The 23093-nt window shown below is 54.1% G+C and carries 18 protein-coding genes; all 18 read right to left on the reverse strand.

Annotated features, from left to right (window positions below; all coding sequences use genetic code 11):
* Positions 1–71: 71 nt before the first annotated feature.
* Positions 72–2000: an asparagine synthase (glutamine-hydrolyzing) gene (asnB, locus tag HX801_RS23885; RefSeq protein ID WP_177008091.1), complete on the reverse strand. Its 1929-nt coding sequence runs from the start codon at positions 1998–2000 to the stop codon at positions 72–74.
* 10 nt (positions 2001–2010) lie between these two features.
* Positions 2011–3342, reverse strand: coding sequence for an O-antigen polymerase (locus tag HX801_RS23890; RefSeq protein ID WP_177022865.1), 1332 nt, complete (start codon positions 3340–3342; stop codon positions 2011–2013).
* Positions 3339–4586: a hypothetical protein gene (locus HX801_RS23895; protein ID WP_177019488.1), complete on the reverse strand. Its 1248-nt coding sequence runs from the start codon at positions 4584–4586 to the stop codon at positions 3339–3341. The genes HX801_RS23890 and HX801_RS23895 overlap by 4 nt, the downstream gene beginning before the upstream one ends.
* A gap of 47 nt (positions 4587–4633) precedes the next feature.
* Positions 4634–5614: a glycosyltransferase gene (locus HX801_RS32105; protein WP_250884715.1), complete on the reverse strand. Its 981-nt coding sequence runs from the start codon at positions 5612–5614 to the stop codon at positions 4634–4636.
* 81 nt (positions 5615–5695) lie between these two features.
* Positions 5696–6610 (reverse strand): GDP-mannose 4,6-dehydratase, encoded by a 915-nt coding sequence (locus tag HX801_RS23905; protein WP_177019489.1) that lies wholly within the window; start codon positions 6608–6610, stop codon positions 5696–5698.
* Complete coding sequence (gene gmd, locus HX801_RS23910; protein ID WP_008437698.1) at positions 6594–7631, reverse strand: GDP-mannose 4,6-dehydratase; 1038 nt, start codon at positions 7629–7631, stop codon at positions 6594–6596. The genes HX801_RS23905 and gmd overlap by 17 nt, the downstream gene beginning before the upstream one ends.
* Positions 7632–7657: 26 nt before the next feature.
* Positions 7658–9106, reverse strand: coding sequence for a mannose-1-phosphate guanylyltransferase/mannose-6-phosphate isomerase (locus HX801_RS23915; RefSeq protein WP_008437697.1), 1449 nt, complete (start codon positions 9104–9106; stop codon positions 7658–7660).
* The gene (gene wecC, locus HX801_RS23920) at positions 9103–10368 is read right to left on the reverse strand and encodes a UDP-N-acetyl-D-mannosamine dehydrogenase (RefSeq protein WP_008437696.1); all 1266 of its coding nucleotides are present in this window, start codon (positions 10366–10368) and stop codon (positions 9103–9105) included. Before wecC ends, HX801_RS23915 begins: the two co-directional genes overlap by 4 nt.
* Before the next feature lie 9 nt (positions 10369–10377).
* On the reverse strand, positions 10378–11508 hold the full coding sequence (gene wecB / locus HX801_RS23925) for a non-hydrolyzing UDP-N-acetylglucosamine 2-epimerase (RefSeq protein ID WP_177022866.1): 1131 nt from the start codon (positions 11506–11508) through the stop codon (positions 10378–10380).
* A 787-nt stretch (positions 11509–12295) separates the two neighbouring features.
* Entirely contained in the window at positions 12296–13666 is a 1371-nt protein-coding gene (locus HX801_RS23930; RefSeq protein ID WP_177008095.1) for a Wzz/FepE/Etk N-terminal domain-containing protein, read from the reverse strand.
* A 387-nt stretch (positions 13667–14053) separates the two neighbouring features.
* A complete protein-coding gene (locus HX801_RS23935; protein WP_008437692.1) occupies positions 14054–14299 on the reverse strand; it encodes a lipopolysaccharide assembly protein LapA domain-containing protein in 246 nt (81 codons plus the stop codon).
* A gap of 24 nt (positions 14300–14323) precedes the next feature.
* On the reverse strand, positions 14324–14620 hold the full coding sequence (gene ihfB, locus HX801_RS23940) for an integration host factor subunit beta (protein ID WP_008437689.1): 297 nt from the start codon (positions 14618–14620) through the stop codon (positions 14324–14326).
* A gap of 339 nt (positions 14621–14959) precedes the next feature.
* On the reverse strand, positions 14960–16654 hold the full coding sequence (gene rpsA, locus HX801_RS23945; protein WP_003218806.1) for a 30S ribosomal protein S1: 1695 nt from the start codon (positions 16652–16654) through the stop codon (positions 14960–14962).
* A 120-nt stretch (positions 16655–16774) separates the two neighbouring features.
* Positions 16775–17464: a (d)CMP kinase gene (gene cmk / locus HX801_RS23950; protein ID WP_003172653.1), complete on the reverse strand. Its 690-nt coding sequence runs from the start codon at positions 17462–17464 to the stop codon at positions 16775–16777.
* Complete coding sequence (locus HX801_RS23955) at positions 17461–19671, reverse strand: bifunctional prephenate dehydrogenase/3-phosphoshikimate 1-carboxyvinyltransferase (RefSeq protein WP_256344294.1); 2211 nt, start codon at positions 19669–19671, stop codon at positions 17461–17463. Before HX801_RS23955 ends, cmk begins: the two co-directional genes overlap by 4 nt.
* Positions 19672–19699: 28 nt before the next feature.
* Positions 19700–20812, reverse strand: coding sequence for a histidinol-phosphate transaminase (gene hisC / locus HX801_RS23960; protein ID WP_177022868.1), 1113 nt, complete (start codon positions 20810–20812; stop codon positions 19700–19702).
* A 9-nt stretch (positions 20813–20821) separates the two neighbouring features.
* Positions 20822–21916 carry a prephenate dehydratase gene (pheA, locus tag HX801_RS23965; RefSeq protein ID WP_003218812.1) on the reverse strand — a complete coding sequence of 365 codons (1095 nt, stop codon included), beginning with the start codon at positions 21914–21916 and terminating at the stop codon, positions 20822–20824.
* Positions 21916–23001 (reverse strand): 3-phosphoserine/phosphohydroxythreonine transaminase, encoded by a 1086-nt coding sequence (gene serC, locus HX801_RS23970; RefSeq protein WP_003218814.1) that lies wholly within the window; start codon positions 22999–23001, stop codon positions 21916–21918. The genes pheA and serC overlap by 1 nt, the downstream gene beginning before the upstream one ends.
* Positions 23002–23093 lie beyond the last annotated feature (92 nt).

Consider the following 23093-nt stretch of genomic DNA (forward strand, 5'->3'; position numbering starts at 1 on the left):
ACTCATCACTGAGAAACTTGTATAGAGCTATGTATCCTACCATCGGATAAGGCCGTGGCGTCGCCGCCCACTCAACCGTCGAGGGCGAAATCGCCGTCCAGATACTGTTTGCACCAGAGTTCCATGCAAACGATGCCGAACAACGTATAAGCAGCGTCTATCCGGCCTGAACGATCTGCTTCGATCAGATGCGCCACCGCCTTGGGATCGAATATCCCCCTTTTCAGCAGGGATGCAGGAGAAAGCACCTCATCGACCAAAGGCTTCAGGCGTCCTTGCAACCAGTTGCGAAGCGGTACGCCGAAGCCCGTCTTGGGCCGGTAGATGACGTCGTGAGGCAGATAGGGTTCCATGGCCTTCTTGAAAATCCATTTCCCTTCCCGGCCTTTTTGCTTGATATCCGATGGCAGTGAGCCAGCCAGGCGGACCAGGTCAAGATCCAGCAGCGGCACACGCACTTCAACGCCCGTCGCCATACCCATCTTGTCGGTGTAGTTGAGATTGTGATCGGTGAGAAAATGCTTGCACTCCAGGGTGAGCATTTTATCAAGGGGCGTGGCATCCGAAGGCAGCCGCGAAAGTGTTTCTCGCATCGGCGCAAACAGATCATCGGCCGCCAGCTGGCGTCGCAAGTCTGGCGCCAACAGGCCATACGCCTGTTCAGGTTCAAGCCAGAGGAAATAACTGATCAAGCGATCATCAGCAGGCAAGTCCGCATAGCGAAAAGCCTTCCCGAGACGACGAGACAGCGGAGAGGATGCAGGAAGCAGGTTTGAACTGCTGGCCAAAACCGAACGCAGCGGTCGAGGCATTCCGCCCCACCAACGCTCTTGCGCCAACGCGAAATGACGACGATAGCCCGTGAAAATATCATCTCCCCCGGCACCCGACAGCAGAACCTTGATGCCGTTCTGGCTTGCCAGTTCCGAGATGAACAACGCATTCAGCGCCGCCGGATCCGGCGTAGGTTCATCGAGCAGATAAACCATTTCAGGCAGACGATCCATCATCTCATCGCCGACGCCTACGACATGCAGGTCGACATCCAGATGCTTGGCAACGCGCTGTGCGTACGGAAGGTCATCGGCGAACCCCTCGTTCGCAGTGGAGCCGTTGTCTACACGGATACTGAAGCACTGCAACCGCCCCTTATCACGCATTTCCTGCGCTGCAAACGCGACGATGGCACTGGAGTCCAAGCCGCCTGACAAGAATGAGCCCAAGGGTACGTCGGACACCAACTGACGCTGGACGGCAGTCCTGACGGCATCGGCGACATCAACAGCGACATCAGCAACCGTTTTTGTCAGGGGTTTCTCGGAAATCGGCAGTTCGTAGTAAAACCAGCTCTTCTCGATATGCCCATTACGGACGCATAACGCTTGGCCAGGTAAAACCTTTTTGATATCCCGCACGATCGTCCGATCACCCGGCGACCAGAGAAAACCAAGGTGCGCGAGTACGGCTTGCGGGTCGATTTCAGTTTTACTGAAGCCGCCTCGGATCAAGCCCTTCATTTCACTTGAAAATGCAAAACAACCATCACTGGAATGGATATAGAGGGGTTTGACGCCCATCTGATCTCGAGCCACCCAAAGCGTTTCAGTGTCGCGTTCCCAGAATACGACCGCGAAAATCCCGTTCAAGCGGTTTAAACACTCAATCCCATAACGACAGAACAGTGCGAGCAATACTTCGGAGTCGGACTGGCTGGAAAAATGATCCCCCGCCGCTTCGAGATGAGCCCTTAACTCCCGAAAGTTATAGATTTCACCGTTAAACACCATGACCACTCGCCCATCGGCGGAGACCATGGGTTGGTGACCGGCGGAAGTGGTATCGAGAATGGAAAGGCGCACCTGGCCCAACCATACACCAACGTCGGTATCGGCCCAGACGCCTTGATCATCAGGCCCACGACGTCGAATAAACGAAAGCGCTGAAGAGAAGTCAATAGATTCCCGCGTTCCGTTGTGAATGTAGCCCAAAATTCCGCACATATCAGTTTCTCTAGATTGGGTTATTGACTGGCTCTTCGCGCTTTGAGCTCAAGAATAAAAAAGGAAGCCATATAGACGCTATGAGAAGAGCGACCGACGCCAATTCCCCTCGAAAAAGGTGAAGCAGGGAGGCGATCGCCAATGCATAAAGACCTAACGCTCGGTCGCTTTGAGGGTTATAGACAACTGCGCCATAAAGCCGCCCACCTATAACGCCAAGAAGAAAACCGCCGAATAGTACGCCCAGCGTGCCAAAGTTCATATAAAGCTCACCAAAAATACCTGGCGGCAATGTCGTACCTTCCATGAGCCATTTATCTGGCCAAAAGGCACCTGTAAACACCCCGGCTGCGGTAAGTGGCTTATTCGGGAAAAGACCCGAAGGTATTAAAATCAATACAACCATCAGCAGCGTCGTGCCATTCTGCCATTCCAGCCTCTCGGGCATAGCATCTATGAGCACAGTCATGGTCTGCAACTGCATTAGATTACCCGTAAACTGAGTCGCCAAAAAATGAATGAACGACAGGAAAACACCTTGATCTTCGTTAATGAAAAAGAATCTACCTGTCGCGAGAAACTCCTGCTTAAACAGGTGGTAGGTCATCAGCGAAACAAACATCACCACCCCAAGCACCGCTCCTTTTACAAGACTGACACGCTTAACGCGGTAATGCCGAACTATAATCAGCGACAATACGATAATAAAAATTGTCGATTTCTGACCCTGGAGAGCGCAAATAAACAAACCGCCCAAAAAATATAACCAGAAGCAAAACCGCTCGGAAAGTGACTTCTTCCCGGCACGGGTCAACCGTATATACCAGGCCAGCGAGACAGAGAGCAGCAAGTTCTCCAAGAGGAACAAGCCGTTCAAACCTGCAAACGCCCTTATCCTGTCACTGGCACCTTGAAGCAACCCCGAGACCCCGCCTAGGATTACAAGAATAGTTGTAAACGCCAGCAGCGCCACTAACGAAAAACCTAAGGCCCGTTGCGAAAAAATCCTTGGACTTACTATGTAGCGTATCCCGACGGGAAAATTAAAATGCGTTTTCCGTCCTAACCAACACCCCATCAAAACAAAAATCAAAGCCCCGGCATACAGCAAAATGGCATAGTCAATAGAACTCTGCTTATCGAAAAAGGCAAACTCCCAAAACTGACTAAACCCATCAAACCCCATGATAAAGGGATATAATGGGACAATAACGCCTGCAAACCAGATCACCAAAAAGAAAAAGCCAACGCCAAAACAATCAAACGCTTTTTTTTCAAGCGGGACTCGCAACTGCTCAGGCCCTAAATATTTTTCTTCCAAGGTATCAACCTCTTGGGTCATAAATCAGCGAGGCGGACTCTCACCGCAATCAGAAGCAGCACGGCGGACAAAACAGCACCAACCACATACCCCAAAACGCCAGCCCAAGCATCCAAAACAGGGATACCGACGTATAGAATTAAAAGAACAAGCAAGCCCTCTACAATATTGGTTTTAAGGCTTAAACTAAAAACACGCAATGCGACCAGTATTGTACCGCAAGCAAGAGCCATAGCCTTCAGGGGCAAAGTCAACGCCAACACAATGATATACATGGCCGTCTGCTTATAAACACCGCCCACACACACCAACCATATACAAGAGCAAAGGATCAATAGCAAAGCAACCGTGGATGAGATCTTTAACATGCTTTTTGAGAATGCATGATACCTTTCGCGCAACTCGCTTTTATCATGGATGACCTCGACCAACTCAGGAAGGGCCCTTTGTGCAATGATTGCCAATGGCAGCAAGCCAAGAATAAGGCTCAATATAGCAATACCAAAAAAACCGATCTCGTCGGTTTTCACATGATAAGCAGTCAACATCAGGACAGGCAGACTATCCACCAACAGACGAACAAACAGGCTGGCATTGACAATGACACCGGACTTGGCCGTTGTCATTAATTCGCGCCCGTTCACCTGGCGAAAATCAAGCGCCAGAAAGATATGCGCTCGCAGTTTCCACCAAACGGCAGCGAGACAAAAGAACTCACCAAGATAACGAGCGGCCATCCAGCCCTGGATACCATACAACTTCGTCAACACAACATGCAGAATAACGCCCGCCCCGGTAACCAGCATCAGAACGAAGTAGATCTCGCGTATCGCCTTCGCCCCCTGAGCAAAGCCAGTCGTTACACGAAGCAAATTAGTCAACAGCACCAAGCCACAGGTTGTAAAAACATAAGAACTAATCGCAGAGGTCAGCACAAACTCATGCGCGACGTATATACCAGCAATCACGACACCTGAAGCGATCCCGACCAACAAAAACACTTGCCGAAGCACTTCACTTTGACGAGAAGTACCATGACTCGCCGCCGTATCGCGAATCGCGATGCTTTGCATGCCCAAACTTCCTGCCAGCACGACAAGAGCAATAATTGTTTCCAGCGAGCGCACCACACCGACGACCGACGGATCAACCCAAGGCGTGATCAAAAACTGACTTATTATTACCCCACCTTGAATACAGGCAGTAATAACGATCAGCTGTAACAGCTTCGAACTTTCAAACATGCTGATCAGACGATTCAACACACGCTACCACCATGAATCTTTATAAACACTATCAACGAAGCTCTCCTTTATTTCACCAGCGACAAGGAATCCAGGACATTTTTAAGCGCCACACGACGAGCTGCGATGGAATAATTGGAAGAAATCCACTGATGCCTGGCTTTGGCATCTTCAGCGCAAGTCGGCGTGGCGACAACCGTCTCCATGGCCGCAGCAATTTCTTCCTGGCTATCTGGTTGAACCCAGTAAGCGAAGTTACCCGCGACCTCAGGCACCGCGCCCCGAGGCGACGTGATCACTCGCGCGCCACACGCCAGCGCTTCGCCGATCGCATGCCCGAAACCTTCATAGAGCGTTGGTTGAACATAGGCCAGGCAATTGCGGTAGTGGTGCAGCTTTTCTTCATCGGAAATCATCCCGACAAACTCCACCTTGTCTGCCACACCCAGGCGCTGCGCCAGGTCTTTTAGTTCCTGCAGGTAGTCACCATGTTTGCCAGCAACAACCAGGCGAAGATGACTTGCGTTAGCCGAAACTTTTGCAAACGCCTCAATCGTCGGAATCAGCCCTTTACGAATGGCGTTCGTACGACTGGTCCAGGTCACCGTAAAAAAGTAATTCGATCCAACCGCCGGAAGCTCGCCAGGAGAATAGTAATCTGTATCAATCGCCAGCGTTGCGTACACGGGGTTTCTCACCGGCAGGTTGGTTGTGACTTCCTCACACTCCGATCTTGAGATGAACAGGTTTCGATCGGCTAATAACAGCGAGGTACGCAGCACTGCCTTCTGCCATAGCGGACGGTCCAGATAACACAGACCCGGGATTTCTTTCCGGCAGGTGGAGTAGTCAAAGGCCCCAGTTACAATTACCGGCCGACGACGGAGTTTTCCGGCGAGCAACGGAAGCGGCGAATGCCCCCACCACCAACAAAAATAGAGATCCGCTTTCCAATCTAATGTGCCCGGCGTCCCGGACAGAACGACTTCGTGTCCGAGCTCCTTGAGAATTCGAATATCAACCCGATAAAACTCAACTTTATCAAACATCTCGCGCCAATTAGCGTGAGCGGACATATTAGCAAAAAAACATATACGCACAGTGCACCAACCCGTTACTTGCCAACCGTATTAAACACGTGCCTTCTGCTGATACATTGACAGCAATGTATCGTGCAAACTAGGCACATTAATTTCACCTACCACATCAAAGAGCTTGGCCGGACTACCATAAAGCTCTTTAACTTCATCTTCCCTGACAAAGGCAGGATCAACTGTTATCGTTGGCCGATAACCTGCAATCTGTTCCATTTCATCAATCACGCTCAGTAAGGAAATGCTGCGCCCCGAGCAGATATTTATAAACTCACCACGTTGATTGGACGTCAACAGCCTTGAATAGGCCTCCACCACAAAACCGATATCAGACAAGTCGCGGGATACATCCAGATTGCCCAATCTGAGCTCCTTTTCTCCACGGGCAAATGCGCCCACGATCTTGGAGAAAACGAATGACTCCGACTGGCCGGGTCCAGTGTAATTGAATGGCCGTACCACCAATATAGGCATACGAGAAAACCACTTGCGGACAAGGGCCTCCATCGTCAGCTTGCTCAGTGCGTAATGATTAACGGGCTGCGGTTCACTGCTTTCTGAAATGGGCGATGAAATAGCGTTCCCGTAAATGTTTGCACTGCTCGCAATGATGATTTTTTCAACGACCACCTCAGCCTCCTTAATCGCATTAAGAAGGCTTTCTGTACCCAATACATTGACTCGGTAATATGACAAGGCATCGCTGCTGGTGACATGCGCCAGCGCGGCCAAGTGAATAACATGGGTGGGCTGAACCTGCTTTATCCAACCACTGAGTCGCGCCGTGTCATTCAGGTCCGCATCCAAGTGGTCAAACTCACAGGCCAGGCGCTCCCCACCAAGGCCGGCAACCCGCCAGCCGGCCTTGGTGAGGCTTTGCGCCAAATGCTTTCCAGTAAAACCCGAGAGCCCTGTAATCAGTACTGTCCGATCTTTACTTTGAAGTGCCATTGCGAACCCTTCTCAAGTCAGCTTCAACCATCAGCTGGCACAGTTGCTCCAGCGTCGTTTCTGGTTTCCAGCCTAACCGCTCTTTTGCAAACGAAGCGTCGCCAATCAACAACTCGACTTCCGCGGGTCGATAGAAGCGTGGGTTAACTTTCACCCGGGTGATGCCGGTACGACGGTCAACGCCGAATTCGTTCTCGCCACTTCCAGACCAATCGATATCAACCCCTACGGCCTTGAAGCTCATGGCAACAAAATCACGAACGGTTTCAGTGCGGTTGGTAGCAAGCACAAATGTTTCCGGTGTGTCGATCTGCAACATTCGGTGCATGCCATCTACATACTCTTTAGCGAAACCCCAGTCTCGCTTGGCATCCATGTTTCCGAGTTCGAGCACTTGCTGCTCGCCCATTTCGATACTGGCTACAGCATCGGTAATTTTACGAGTAACGAACTCTTTTCCTCGCAGCGGAGACTCATGATTGAACAGAATTCCGCTGGTGGCAAAAATATCATATGATTCGCGATAGTTGATGGTTGTCCAATGCGCAAACAACTTCGCAACACCGTAAGGGCTGCGTGGGTAGAAAGGCGTGCTTTCAGATTGAGGAACAGCCTGTACCAGCCCGAACATTTCAGATGTCGAAGCTTGATAGAAACGAATCTTCGGATTTACTATTCGGATCGCTTCGAGCAAATTAAGCGCACCGACTCCCGTAATCTGCGCGGTTGTAATTGGCTGATCGAAGGAAACGCCTACGAAGCTTTGAGCCGCCAGGTTATAAACCTCGTCCGGGGCGCAATTCTGAATTAAACGAATAGTTCCGGAGAGATCAGTCAAATCAAATTCGACAAGATGAAGATCATCATGCCCAAAAACACCAAGTTCCTCTAATCGCCAGAAACTTACAGAACTTGTGCGGCGATAGGCGCCATAGACCTTATAACCCTTGGACAGCAGCAGTTCGACAAGGTAAGCCCCATCCTGACCTGTAACACCAGTAACCAGCGCATGCTTCTGCATCTGTACAACTCCTAAAAATTTAAGCCTTAAACACGTCCATAGGTATCGTCAAATCGAACAATATCATCCTCACCCAAGTACGTTCCCGACTGCACCTCTATGATCTCAAGAGGAATGGTGCCAGGATTGGAAAGGCGATGAACATGGCCAATAGGGATATAAGTACTCTGGTTTTCGTTCAGCTGAAAAACACGATCTTCACAGGTGACTTCAGCGGTGCCAGACACAACAATCCAATGCTCCGCCCGATGGTAATGCTTCTGCAAACTCAAGGTTGCTTTCGGCTTCACCAATATCCGCTTCACCTGAAAGCGTGAGCCCGAATCTATGCTGTCGTACCAGCCCCACGGGCGATGAACACGACGATGAAGCTTTGATTCTGGCCTGGCCTTGATATTCAACGCTTCGACAATAGCCTTCACACCCTGGCTACGATCTTTATCCGCAACCAATACGGCATCAGGCGTCTCGACGATAACAATATTTTCAAGCCCCACGGCCGTTACCAAACGGTGAGAGGCGTAAACCAATGTATTGGAGCTGGAGTCTATTATTACGTCGCCATGGGTAGCGTTTTGTTTTTCGTCCTTTTCACTCGAACGCCAAACAGCATCCCATGCTCCCAGGTCAGACCAACCGGCATCCATCGTGAGCATTTTCAACGTCAGGCCAGCTGAAGGCGTTTTCGCGCAATGCTCGATCACGGCATAGTCAATCGACTCAGGCGGTATCAGGGAAAACGCGTCAAGTTGTGGTCGAATAAACCCATTATCTTCAACTCGGCCCTTCCACGCGGCCTCAGTGGCATCGAAGATGTCACTTCTGAACGCGCCCAGTGCTTTCAACCAGACTGACGCGCGCAGCACAAAAATACCGCTATTCCAGAAATAGCTTCCATCTTCCAGGTATTTTTCTGCGGTTGTCCGCTCAGGCTTTTCAACAAACGCATCCACCCTCTTGACGGTAGAGGGGTCTGCCGAGTGGATATAACCATAACCCGTCTCAGGGCGATCAGGCGTAATCCCCAAGATCACAATGCTGCCGTCTTTCGCAACATCGACCGCTTTACTGACCGTGTCAGTAAAAGCTTGAATATCGAGAATCATCTGGTCGGCCGGGACAACGACCAGAACCGGGTCAATCTCCTCTCCCACCTCATCGCGCGCATAAAGCGCCGCCAACGTAAGCGCAGGGGCCGTATTGCGTCCTACCGGTTCAAGAATGACAACAGCTTTAGAAACGTTCATTTCCCGGATCTGGTCGAGACACAGGAAACGATGCTCATCGTTGGCAACGATGCATGGAGCCAATAAATCCGAGCCTTGACCGTCAATCTTCAACAGTCGGGCAATCGCCTGCTGAAACAACGTCTCCCGCCCCGAAATTGCCAGAAACTGCTTCGGGTAAAGAGTTCTGCTAAGCGGCCAGAGTCTCGTTCCCGAGCCTCCAGACATAATAACCGGAAGAATTTTCATACAAGCCAGATTCCCCGGGTATCAACAATCCGGCGACCCTCGAGAAGTGAAGAAGAAACACTTTTGAATGGCTTGTGATCCACCAGTAACAACAAGACATCCGCGCGCTCAAACGCTTCTTCTATTGTGCACAACTCAGCGTTCGGCAACGTCGCAGGCAGAGAATCAATATTAGGTTCTACGACAATAACCTTCCCGGCGTGCCGGCTTGAGATATTTTTCGTAATTTCCAGAGATGGACTTTCCCGCAGGTCATCAATATCAGGTTTGAATGCCAGGCCGAAGCACGCGATAACAATGTCTTTTTCCGACTTCCCGGGGTGACTCGACAGATGATCGGCCACAGCAGCATCAACTTTCTCCATAACCCACGACGGTTTTGAGTCATTGACTTCACGTGCAGTTTGGATCAGTTTCGCCTGGCCTTCAGCCTGACTCACGATGAACCAAGGGTCGACGGCGATGCAATGCCCACCCACGCCAGGTCCTGGTTGGAGGATATTGACGCGAGGGTGCCGGTTGGCGAGCTTGATAAGCTCCCACACATCGACATCGAACTTATCGCATATCATCGACAATTCGTTCGCGAAGGCAATATTCACATCGCGAAAGCTGTTCTCGGTCAACTTGCACATTTCTGCTGTTCGGGCGTTGGTGATAATGCACTCGCCCTCTACAAACAATTTATACAGACGTGTGGCGGCTTCTGAGCACTTGGGGGTCATCCCGCCGATGACGCGATCATTCTGTACCAACTCGCGCAACACGTGACCGGGAAGCACGCGCTCAGGGCAGTGAGCCACGCGAATGTCCGACGCCTCGCCATGGGTCTGCGGGAACGTCAGGTCAGGGCGTGCTTCAGCCAGCCATGCCGACATCTTTTCAGTCGCACCCACGGGAGAAGTGGACTCGAGGATGACCAGATCACCCTTTTTCAATACTGGCGCAATGGATTTGCTTGCGGACTCAATGTAAGAAAGGTCCGGAGCATGACCATCCTTGAAAGGAGTGGGCACCGCAATCAAGAAGGCGTCCGCCGGCTCAGGTCGTGTACTGGCGCGCAGATACCCCTCGGTCACGGCCGCGTGCACGACTATGTCCAAATCAGGCTCAACGATATGAATCTGTCCGCCGTTGATCGTATCGACGGCCTTTTGATTAACGTCGACACCAATGACCTTTAACTTTCGCGCAGCAAAAACGGCTGCGGTTGGCAAACCGATATAGCCCAAACCAATTACAGAAATAGTGGAAAAATCCATGACCAAACCTTAATTTTTGAAAGTGGCTAGAGCATTAACAATACGCATGCAGGCGTGACCGTCACCATAAGGATTATGAGCAACGCTCATCTCCTCGTAAGCCTTTTGATCAAGTAAAAGCTCACGCAAGTGGTGAACTATCTTGTCCTTCTCTGTACCGACCAATCTGACGGTACCCGCCTCAATCGCCTCAGGCCGCTCGGTAGTGTCCCGCATGACCAGCACGGGCTTGCCCAAAGAAGGTGCCTCTTCCTGCACACCACCGGAGTCCGTCAGAATCAAGTACGACCGATTCATCAAATAGACAAAAGGTAGATAATCCAATGGTTCGATGAGGTGAATATTTTTTATACCAGCCAACAAACGGTTGACCGGTTCACGGACATTTGGATTCAAATGAACGGGGTACACGATCTCCACATCATCAAACTCATGGGCAATCGAAGCCAACGAACTGCAGATCCTTTCGAATCCATCGCCGAAGCTTTCACGCCGATGCCCTGTCACAAGGATGACGCGGCGTTGAGCAGGTAAAAATGCGAACTGCTCGGAGAACTTCTGTTTTAACTGGTCATTGGTCTCGAGCTTCTGTACGACCTCAAGCAGAGCGTCGATTACAGTATTCCCAGTCACATGAATCGCGTCAGGTGACACCCCTTCACGCAGTAAATTCTGTTGCGATCGTTCAGTAGGAGCGAAGTGAAGAAGCGCGAGTGCTCCCGTCAACTTTCGATTGGCCTCTTCCGGCCAGGGAGAATATAAATTTCCGGTGCGAAGCCCAGCTTCGATATGAGCCACAGGAATTTGCTGATAGTACGCCGCCAATGTAGTTGCAAAGGTCGTAGCGGTATCACCATGCACCAAGACAATATCCGGCCGATAAGTCCGGAAGACCTCTTTCATTCCCTGAAGAATACCAGTTGTCACGTCGGTAAGGTCTTGACCCGACTTCATGATACTAAGATCAAAGTCAGGTTCAAGTTTAAATAACTCTAACACTTGATCCAGCATTTCACGGTGTTGACCCGTGACGCAGATTTTGGCCTCAAAACGCTCATCTGCATTCAACGCTAAAGCTAATGGAGCCATTTTTATAGCTTCCGGTCGCGTACCGAAAACACTCAAGATCTTTAAAGTCATTAGATTACCAACGATTCCATATCATTATTTAGTCAGAGAATCAGTCTGGAAACCAGCAACGCTGCCATGCCCCTGCCTGACCTACCGATTACGCGCAAGCGAGTTTTCGCCGCTCCAACTGCAACCGCCTCTGCTTTGCAGCGCAGCATATCATCAACAAGCGTGCCAACATAACGCCTGGCTGGCTCAACCACATGCCCCATGAGACCCCATCATCCCCCCCTCAGTTCAGGACAGGACAAGGTTTTACCGCAACATTTGCGGTGAGCCGCTTCACCGCAATGGTGCGTCGCAACCTCTCATTGAAATTGGGCTTTTGGTTATTGCCCCACAGGAACCCGACCTATCCGAGATCGCAATTGGGCCCACGCTCGACTGTGCCATGCAGCTCGTTGCTAATCGCCGGCGCACCCTGCACGACCGACCTGGCCGAACGGTACGCCCTTATCAAATTCCGAACCAATACTAGCCATAAGCCATTAACCTGGAGACCGCACATAAAAATCCACATCAAACCGTATTAGGCGGTGCACCATCAACTATTAAACCAACAATACAAACCTGTGCAGGACGCTTGACGCCCGCACAAGTAAACAAAGATCAAATGCCGAAACGCCATGAAGACTCGACGCAAAGTCTTAGTAACTTTTGATAGCCGAGAAACCACCCAGGAATGCCCCTCGGCGGTTCACAGTTGCGCAAGCACGTAATGCAGGTTCCGTATGAAAGCAAGAAATACGGGCCCGAGGGGAAAACGCGTGAAGCCAAAAGCTTCACGGCCTTGGAGTTATTTTCGGTTTAACTTATTGCCAGGCTCTTGTTGCCGATCCAACTGAGCGACCGAATGGAGAAGTGAGCCTGCCGGCTCGTGCCCATCGCGCTCTGCATTGTCGCGAGCAGCACGTAACGCCTGCCTGACCAACGCAATACCAATCGCGACAATCGCCCCCAGGAGCAGGCCAAGAAAAATGATCAATGGACGATTCGGGCTCGACGGAACCAACGGCTCAAGGGCCTGCTGGTCAATACTCACCAGCCGCAGCTTCGCCAGGTCGATATTCAGGCTACTCAAACGGAAAATCTCTGTTCTCAACGGTTGAACGCCCGCAAGAAAGATATCTTCATTTTTTCGAGCATCCAGGACCTCAATCTCTCGGTTGGATGCGAGCAACTGAAGTTCCCTGGCGATTTGAGCGATGCGCGACTCGGTAAAATCATCCGACTTGCGTGACTGCAATGCAGCAAGCTCAGCCTTAAGCGCATCTACCCCCATAAAATAAAGTGGGATCTGCTGGTTGTTCACCTCAGTACGCATCACGCTACCAGCGTTCGTCACGGCCGATTCACCAAGTGAAGAAGGCGTAGCCGGCTTTTGAATGCCCAGGGAACGGGCAATCCCTATAGCCTCATTCAGCTGAGCAATACGGTCGCTACGCAAGGTTTTCAACTGCGAACGCAGCGCCTTCAACTCATCCTGCAATTGCGCGCGTTTCAACGAGTCAGCTTCTCGCAATGACGCTATTTTGGCTTCTTTTTCAATATCGTAGTTTGAACGAGCCGAATCGAGCTTGCCTTTAAGCTCCCTCAAACGGTTTTTAACGATCACATTCAAATCAGCCGTGACGCGTTCGCGCTCACTTTCGATAGCGTAGTCGACAAAGCCATTAAGAATAGAGACGCCGTCGACGCCTTTCGGATACATCATCTCGAGCTTGATGTAGGAACTCAGCGAATTTTTCTTATCTGCATCAGGAAGAATCAAACGAATAGAGTCATGATTGAACTCCTGAAAACTCTGCTCCAGAGTCTGCCCAGGACGAACAAATTTCTCGAAAAGCTTCTGGTTTTTCTTGAAATAGCTCAGGCGCGTATCATAAGAGTCGAGCGCTGCGCCCACTTTGAGGAGCGCGTCAGCCGGAGGAAGCTGATATATCTCTGATCGATTTAGCGCATCCAAATCATTAATCGCCGCAGGCCGCAAAACCGTGCTGACCTTATATACAGGGGAAGCTAAAAATGCGTAGGACGCCGCAATCAATCCCGCCCCGAGAGTGACGAAAAGCAGAAGTTTTTTTTGTTGCCAGACAGACGCGAAAAGTCGCACAAAATCAATTTCGTCGGACGATCGAACCGGGGGAGCACGGAAGCTACTACTCACAACAAAAACCTGCCTTCAAAGAGAAACTGCGGGCTCGTTATGCAGACAAGATTGTGTATTTTTATTTTAGTTATATGGCAGAAAAAACCCAGCGTCGCTGCCGGACTTTAGCGCACAAAATGCCTGTTATCGAGAACAGATTCCATTTTGCCATCTCACTGACATATTACAAGTCTTGACATATCTGTAGGAGTCTTCCTACACAGATAGGGGCAACCCTTATATAGGCCGTCCGAGAAGGACAGAAAAGCAAATTTCGTAGCCGCGAGACAATAGTCAGTGGTACCGCCGGACTTACCACATGCCGTTCACTCGACGTAACTGATGCGCACCACACCAGAAAAATCCGACGAACGGCTCGCGAGTGACACAATAACCATGGAAGCTCTACCCACGCCTTGCGGGCATGGACTTTTGACGTCGGCCCCACCCAACGATGACACTAAACAGCGGTCCCAGCAGCATTCCAATTATCAAGGCCACGACCACAAACACCGACACCGGCATCTGCCCGGTCACCCAGCCCAGGAATGAAAGAGACGCGCCCTGCTGGTTTTCCAGCACGAACCCCAACACTGCCAGCACTACAATTAGCATAGCCAGCACCAGAACAACGCGCTTAACCCCACGCATAACCTTCTCCTACCCCAAAAACACTCAGACGCTTTCTTCTTCGTCTTCGTTCACCCGATCGCGCAATTCCTTGCCCGGCTTGAAATGAGGCACGAACTTGCCGTCAAGGCTGACGGACTGCCCGGTTTTTGGGTTGCGACCCACACGAGGCGCACGATAGTGCAGCGAGAAGCTACCAAACCCACGAATTTCAATCCGATCGCCGGTAGCCAGACATTGGGACATCTGCTCAAGCATGGTCTTGATGGCCAGCTCCACATCCTTGGATGAGAGCAGCCCTTGATGGGTGACAATTCGTTCGATCAACTCCGACTTCGTCATATTTTTCCCTTCTTTTTCAAGCAGCTAGGAAAAGCGCTTCGAAGGTTTTAGCATGACCGGAGGAATTTGAACAGCCCAAGTATTGACTTATATTCAAAGAGTTGGGGCGTAACTCGATGAGAGTTGGCATTGGGCCGCACGGCCGCTAGCCGCCGCTCAGCTTCACTGAAGCCACTCCATGGCGATCACTGCCAGATAGAGCCTGCAGGAGCCGATGCGCTGCCAGCGCGACCACAGCGTTCCACCTGCAGAACACCAAGGCGACGTTGCACACAACACCAAATCCCAGGCACAAAAAAGGGCGACCGAAGTCGCCCTTTTTCTATGGTCTGACAGAACTTAGTTCTGCTTTTCCATTTGTGCACGCAGCAGGTCGCCCAGAGTGGTAGGACCAGCAGAAGGCTCAGAGGTAGCTGGCTTGTCGCGCAGGCTCTGGATGGCTTCTTTCTCTTCAGCATCGTCTTTCGACTTGATGGAGAGCTGGATTACGCGGCTCTTGCGGTCAACGCTGATGATCTTGGCTTCTACTTCTTCGCCTTCTTTCAGAACGTTGCGCGCGTCTTCAACGCGGTCACGGCTGATTTCGGAGGCTTTCAGAGTCGCTTCGATATCGTCGGCCAGAGTGATGATGGCGCCTTTAGCGTCAACTTCCTTCACGATGCCTTTAACGATTGCGCCTTTGTCGTTCTCTTGAACGTACTCGGAGAACGGATCGCTTTCCAGTTGCTTGATACCCAGGGAGATGCGCTCGCGCTCTGGGTCAACCGACAGGATAACGGTGTCCAGCTCGTCGCCCTTCTTGAAACGACGAACAGCTTCTTCGCCAACTTCGTTCCAGGAGATGTCGGACAGGTGAACCAGACCGTCGATGCCGCCGTCCAGACCAATGAAGATACCGAAATCGGTGATCGACTTGATGGTGCCGGAGATTTTATCGCCCTTGTTGAACTGGCCAGAGAAATCTTCCCATGGGTTAGATTTGCACTGCTTGATGCCGAGGGAGATACGACGACGCTCTTCGTCGATGTCCAGAACCATAACTTCCACTTCGTCGCCGACTTGTACGACTTTCGAAGGGTGGATGTTCTTGTTGGTCCAGTCCATTTCGGAAACGTGTACCAGGCCTTCCACGCCTTCTTCCAGCTCTGCGAAGCAGCCGTAGTCGGTCAGGTTGGTAACACGCGCGGTGACGCGAGTGCTTTCTGGGTAACGAGCCTTGATAGCGACCCATGGATCTTCGCCCAGCTGCTTCAAGCCCAGGGAGACACGGTTGCGCTCACGATCGTACTTCAGAACCTTGACATCGATCTCGTCGCCGACGTTGACGATTTCCGATGGATGCTTGATACGCTTCCAAGCCATGTCGGTAATGTGCAGCAGGCCATCGACGCCACCCAGATCGACGAATGCGCCGTAATCGGTGAGGTTCTTGACGATACCTTTGACTTGTTGGCCTTCCTGCAGGGATTCCAGCAGAGCTTCACGCTCGGCGGAGTTCTCTGCTTCCAGGACGCTGCGACGGGAAACGACAACGTTGTTGCGCTTCTGGTCGAGCTTGATGACCTTGAATTCGAGTTCCTTGCCTTCCAGGTGCGTGGTGTCGCGCACAGGACGAACGTCGACCAAAGAACCTGGCAGGAACGCACGGATGCCGTTAACGTCGACAGTGAAGCCGCCCTTAACCTTACCGTTGATAACGCCCTTGACCACTTCTTCAGCTGCGAAGGCTGCTTCGAGAACAATCCAGCATTCAGCGCGCTTGGCTTTTTCACGGGACAGCTTGGTTTCACCGAAACCGTCTTCAACCGAGTCCAGAGCAACGTGAACTTCGTCACCGACATTGATAGTCAGGTCACCAGCATCGTTGTAGAACTGTTCCAGCGGGATCAGAGCTTCAGACTTCAGACCAGCGTGAACGGTTACCCAGCGAGCTTGGTAATCGATATCAACGATAACACCGGTGATGATGGAGCCTGCCTGAAGGTTCAGGGTTTTTAGGCTTTCTTCAAAGAGTTCCGCAAAGCTTTCGCTCATTTTAATTCCTGTTGATAAGGGCGAAGAATACGCCCATCTCCACACCCCAGACGGTGTGGGTCAGTTTCAGTTAAAAGAAGCCACCGCAGGACTATGACTGGTCCCCTGCGGCCTTCTTGATCACCCGGCGATATCGCGAATGGCGATTTCACTCAAGATGCGTTCCAGCACCTGCTCGATGGACAACTCCGTGGAATCCAGCTGTATGGCGTCAGCCGCCGGCTTGAGCGGGGCTACCGCACGCTGGGTATCACGCTCATCGCGTGCACGGATCTCATCTAGCAGACTCGACAGACTAACACCATCGACTTTGCCCTTCAACTGCAAGTAACGGCGACGGGCCCGCTCCTCGGCGCTGGCCGTGAGGAAAATCTTCAGCGGCGCCTCGGGAAAGACCACCGTGCCCATGTCGCGGCCATCGGCCACAAGACCCGGCGGCTCCTGGAAAGCCCGCTGGCGCTGCAGCAAAGCATCGCGCACCGCCGGCAATGCGGCGACCTGGGAAGCCCAGGAGCCGACCTGCTCGTTACGCAGGTCGTCGGTCACATCGTCCCCTTCCAGGATGATGCGCTGGGGATGACCTTCGGTCGCCCCGACGAACTGCACGTCAAGATGCGCAGCCAGCAGCTTCAGCGATTCTTCGTTGGTCAGGTCGACGCCATGGTTGCGGGCGGCAAAGGCCAGCAAGCGGTACAGCGCCCCGGAATCCAGCAGGCACCAGCCCAGGCGCTTGGCCAGGATGCCGGCGATCGTGCCCTTGCCCGAGCCACTTGGCCCGTCGATGGTAATCACCGGTGCTTTGATATTCACAATTGAGCCTCTTGGGCAACACGGATGCCGACTTGGGCACACAGTGTAAGAAAATTCGGAAAAGACGTAGCCACGTTGGCGCAGTCATGGATACGAATCGGCGCAGCCGCTCGCAGGGAAGCCACGCTGAAGGCCATGGCAATCCGGTGATCGCCATGGGCGTGGACTTCACCACCGCCGATCACGCCACCATCGATAATAATCCCATCAGGTGTCGGTTCACACTTCACGCCCAGCGCAAGCAGACCGTCGGCCATGACCTGGATCCGGTCGGACTCCTTGACCCGCAGCTCCTCTGCCCCACGCAATACCGTCCGGCCTTCGGCGCACGCCGCAGCCACGAACAACACCGGGAACTCATCGATAGCCAGCGGGACCAGGGCTTCAGGAATCTCGATCCCCTTCAACGGCGCCGCACGAACACGCAAATCAGCGACCGGCTCACCACCCACTTCTCGTTGGTTTTCCAGGGTGATGTCAGCGCCCATCAGTCGCAGGATATCGATCACGCCGGTACGGGTCGGATTGATACCCACATGTTCAAGCAACAGCTCGGAGCCTTCGGCAATCGACGCCGCCACCAGAAAGAACGCCGAAGAGGAAATATCCCCAGGCACCTCAATATGGGTCGCGGTCAACGCATGGCCCGACTCGACCGCAGCCGTAGCGCCCGCCACTTCCACCGGATACCCAAAACCGCGCAACATCCGCTCGGTATGGTCGCGGGTCGGCGCCGGTTCGGTAATCGAGGTTTTACCCTCGGCATACAACCCGGCTAACAACAGGCAGGACTTGACCTGAGCGCTGGCCATCGGTAATGCGTAGGTCAGCCCCTTAAGTGCCTGGCCACCGCGAATGGTCAGCGGCGGACGCCCTTCCGGCCCGGTCTCGATCACCGCACCCATTGCGCGCAATGGCTTGGCCACGCGATTCATCGGGCGCTTGGACAGCGAGGCGTCCCCCGTCAACACACTGTCGAAGCGCTGGGCCGCCAGCAAACCGGACAACAACCGCATGGAGGTGCCGGAGTTACCGAGATAGATCGGACCTGGCGCCGGCTTCAAGCCATGCAGGCCAACCCCGTGGATGGTGACGCGCCCATGGTGCGGGCCTTCAATCACCACGCCCATGTCGCGGAACGCCTGCAAGGTCGCCAGGGCGTCCTCACCCTCCAGAAAACCTTCGACTTCAGTGACACCGTCCGCCAGAGAACCGAGCATGATCGAGCGATGGGAGATCGACTTATCCCCAGGCACGCGGATCTGCCCGCTCAAGCGGCCACCGGGACTGGCGAGAAACACCAGGTCATCCGCGTTTACTGCAGCATCCATATAGGCCCGACGCGCCAGAATCTTGCTGAAATGCTCCCGTGCCACCCGCGCACGGGTGAACACGCCCAACAACTGGTGCCCGTCGCCAGCATCGACCGCGTCGCGCAAGGCGTCGAGGTCGCTGCGGAACGTGTCCAGGGTGCGCAACACCGCATCGCGGTTGGCAAGGAAGATGTCGTGCCACATCACCGGATCACTACCGGCGATCCGGGTAAAGTCGCGGAAACCACCGGCGGCGTAGCGGAAAATCTCGAGGTTCTCGTTGCGCTTGGCCAGCGAATCCACCAGGCCAAATGCGAGCAAATGCGGCAGATGGCTGGTCGCTGCCAGCACTTCATCGTGGCGCTCGACCTGCATATGCTCGACATCCGCCCCCAGCTCGCGCCAGAGCCGATCCACCACGGCCAGTGCCGCAGGATCGGTTTCATCCAGCGGTGTCAGAATCACTTTATGGCGACGGAACAGCTGCGCATTGGACGCCTCCACCCCGCTCTGCTCGGACCCGGCAATCGGATGCCCAGGCACAAACCGCGCAGGCATGCCACCAAAGGCCAGCCGCGCCGCACGCACCACATTGCCCTTGGCACTGCCGACATCGGTCAGGATTGCCTGGCCCAGATCCATGCCGGCCAACAGCGCCAGCAACTTCTCCATGGCCAGGATCGGCACCGCCAGCTGAATGACATCCGCGCCCTGGCAGGCTACAGCGAGATCAGCCTCGCAACGGTCCACCACACCCAACTCCACCGCCAACTTGCGCGATTGCGGGTCCAGGTCCACACCGACCACTTCGCCACACAGGCCGCTTTCCCGCAGGCCCTTCGCAAAGGAGCCGCCGATCAATCCCAGACCGACCACCACCAGGCGACCGATCATAGGTACAGCAGGTTGCAATGCAGTGACATCAACCACGAGCCAGAACCTTGGCCAGCGCTTCGAGGAAGCGGCTGTTTTCAGCAGGCAGACCGATGGTGATGCGCAGGTGGTTCGGCATGCCGTAATTGGCCACCGGACGCACGATCACACCCTCGCGCAGCAAGCCCTGGAACACAGGAGCCGCCACTTGGCCGAGGTCGACGCAGATGAAGTTGCCCTTGGACGGAATCCAGCCCAGGCCCAGCTCACGGAAACCTTCCTGCAATTGCAGCATGCCGCTTTCGTTGAGGCGACGGCCTTCTTCCAGGTACTCGGTGTCCTGCACCGCAGCACAAGCCGCCGCCAGCGCGAGGCTGTTGACGTTGAATGGCTGGCGCACACGGTTCAACACATCGGCCACCACCGCAGTGGACAAGCCGTAGCCAACCCGCAGCGACGCCAGGCCATAAGCCTTGGAGAACGTGCGCGAGACCAGCAGGTTCGGATAAGCCGCGAGGAAGTCCAGGCCGTCCGGCAAGTCGCTGCCTTCGGCGTACTCGATGTATGCCTCGTCCAGCACCACCAGTACATGCTCCGGCACGTCCTGCAGGAAGTTATCCAGCACCTCGGCGCTGAACCAGGTGCCGGTCGGGTTGTTCGGGTTGGCGATAAACACGACACGAGTATTGTCATCGATGGCCGCCAGCATGGCTGGCAGGTCATGACCCCAGTCTCTCGCAGGAATCACACGCGCCTCGGCGCCAACGGCCTGAGTGACGATCGGATAGACCGCAAATGCATGCTCGCTGAACACCGCGTTCAAGCCCGGCGCCAGATAGGCACGGCCGACCAGCTCCAGAATATCGTTGGAGCCGTTACCCAGGGTCACCTGGCTGATATCAACGCGGCAGTTTTTCGCCAGCAGGGACTTGAGCTCAAAGCCGTTACCATCGGGATAACGGGTCAGCTCGGCCAGCGCCTCACGAATCGCGGCCAGCACCTTGGGGCTTGGGCCCATCGGGTTTTCGTTACTGGCCAGCTTTACGATCTTCGACGGATCCAGGTTCAACTCGCGCGCCAACTCGTCCACAGGCTTGCCCGGAACGTAAGGCGACAGTTGTTGCACGCCCGGCTGCGCCAGGGCGAGGAAGTTGCCACTCATGTTAAAGCCTCACAAAACCGCTTTCGGGTAGGAGCCCAGCACCTTGAGTGCCACGGCTTCCTGACTGATTTTCTCGAGCACACCCTTGACCAGAGGGTCGCGGTGATGGCCGACGAAGTCGATAAAGAACACATAAGTCCATTTACCGCTGCGCGAAGGACGAGTCTCGATTCGCGTCAGGTCAATCCCGTTGTCGTGGAACGGCACCAGCAGCTCATGCAGCGCGCCGGGCTTGTTGCTCATGGAGACGATGATCGACGTCTTGTCGTCGCCGGTCGGCGGCACTTCCTGGCTGCCGATCATCAGGAAGCGCGTGGAGTTATCCGGGCGATCCTCGATTTTCTCGGCCAGGCGCGTCAGCCCATACAGGCCGGCAGCCATGTCGCCGGCAATCGCCGCCGAGTTCCACTCACCCTTGACCCGCTTCGCCGCTTCGGCGTTGCTGGACACCGCCACGCGCTCCACATTCGGGTAGTGCGCGTCCAGCCACTTGCGGCACTGGGCCAGGGACTGGGCGTGGGAGTAGATGCGGCTGATGCTGTCGGTCTTGGTGTTTTCGCCCACCAGCAAGTGGTGGTGAATACGCAGCTCGACTTCGCCGCAGATCACCATGTCGTGCTCAAGAAAACTGTCGAGGGTGTGGTTGACGGCACCTTCGGTGGAGTTTTCCACCGGCACCACGCCAAAATTCACCGCCCCGGCGGCCACTTCACGGAACACTTCGTCGATCGCAGCCATTGGCTTGCTGATCACCGCGTGACCGAAGTGCTTCATGGCCGCGGCTTGAGTGAAGGTGCCTTCCGGGCCCAGGTAAGCCACTTTCAGCGGCTGCTCCAGTGCCAGGCACGAAGACATGATTTCACGGAACAACCGCGCCATCTCTTCGTTGCCCAACGGGCCCTTGTTGCGTTCCATCACGCGCTTGAGCACCTGGGCTTCACGCTCCGGACGGTAGAATACCGGCACTTCGCCTTCAGCCAGGGAAGCCATCTTCACCCGTGCAACTTCCTGGGCGCACCGCGCGCGCTCACTGATCAGTTCCAGGACTTTCTCGTCCAGGCTGTCAATGCGTACGCGCAGGGCCTTGAGTTCTTGCTCAGACATTAGCCGTGTTCCTTTTCGAACTCTGCCATGTAAGCCACCAGCGCCTTGACGGCGTGGATATCGACAGCGTTATAGATGGAGGCGCGCATGCCACCTACCGAACGGTGGCCCTTGAGGTTCAACAGGCCGCGCTCGTCGGCGCCGGCGAGGAAAGGCTTGTCCAGGCGATCATCCGCCAGGCGGAACGGCACGTTCATCCACGAACGGTCGGTCAGGTTGATCGGGTTGCTGTACAGGCCGCTGGCGTCGATGAAGTCGTACAGGGTACGTTTCTTCTCTTCGTTGAGCTTGCCCATGGCAGCCACGCCGCCCTGCTCTTTCAGCCATTCGAACACCAGGCCCGACAAGTACCAGGCGAAGGCCGGCGGGGTGTTGTACATCGAGCCGTTATCGGCCGCGACCTTGTAGTTGAGCATGGTCGGGCACAGCGAACGCGCACGACCCAACAGGTCTTCACGGACAATGTTGACCAGAATGCCGCTCGGGCCGATGTTCTTCTGTGCACCGGCGTAGATCATGCCGTACTTGGACACATCGATCGGGCGCGAGAGGATGTCCGAGGACATGTCGCAGACCAGCGGGACATCACCCACTTCCGGCACCCAGTCGAACTCCAGGCCGCCGATGGTTTCGTTTGCCACGTAGTGAACATAGGCCGCGTCTTTCGACAGCTTCCACTCGTTCTGACCGGGGATGGCGAAGTAGTCGTAGGGCTTGGCCGTGCCTGCCACATTGACGTGACCGTAACGGGAGGCCTCTTCAATGGCCTTCTGCCCCCAGATACCGGTGTCGATATAGTCCGCAGTGCCGTCTTCCGGCAGCAGGTTCAGCGGAATCTGGGCGAACTGCTGGCTCGCACCACCCTGCAGGAACAGCACTTTGTAATCGGACGGGATGTCCAGCAAGTCGCGCATATCCTGCTCGGCCTTGGTGGCAATGGACACGAACTCATCGCTGCGATGGCTCATTTCCATCACGGAGAGGCCTTTTCCATGCCAGTCGAGGAGTTCACCCTGCGCGCGCTGCAGGACTGCTTCAGGAAGCGCCGCGGGACCGGCACAGAAGTTATAGGCTCTCTTGCTCACATCCAATCTCTCTGATCTGGTGGGACTGCAATCAACATCCCGCAACGCGGAACCCTGTAGGAGCTGGCTTGCCAGCGATGCAAACGACTCGG

Source organism: Pseudomonas sp. G1002, from assembly GCF_013385455.1.
Taxonomy (GTDB): domain Bacteria; phylum Pseudomonadota; class Gammaproteobacteria; order Pseudomonadales; family Pseudomonadaceae; genus Aquipseudomonas.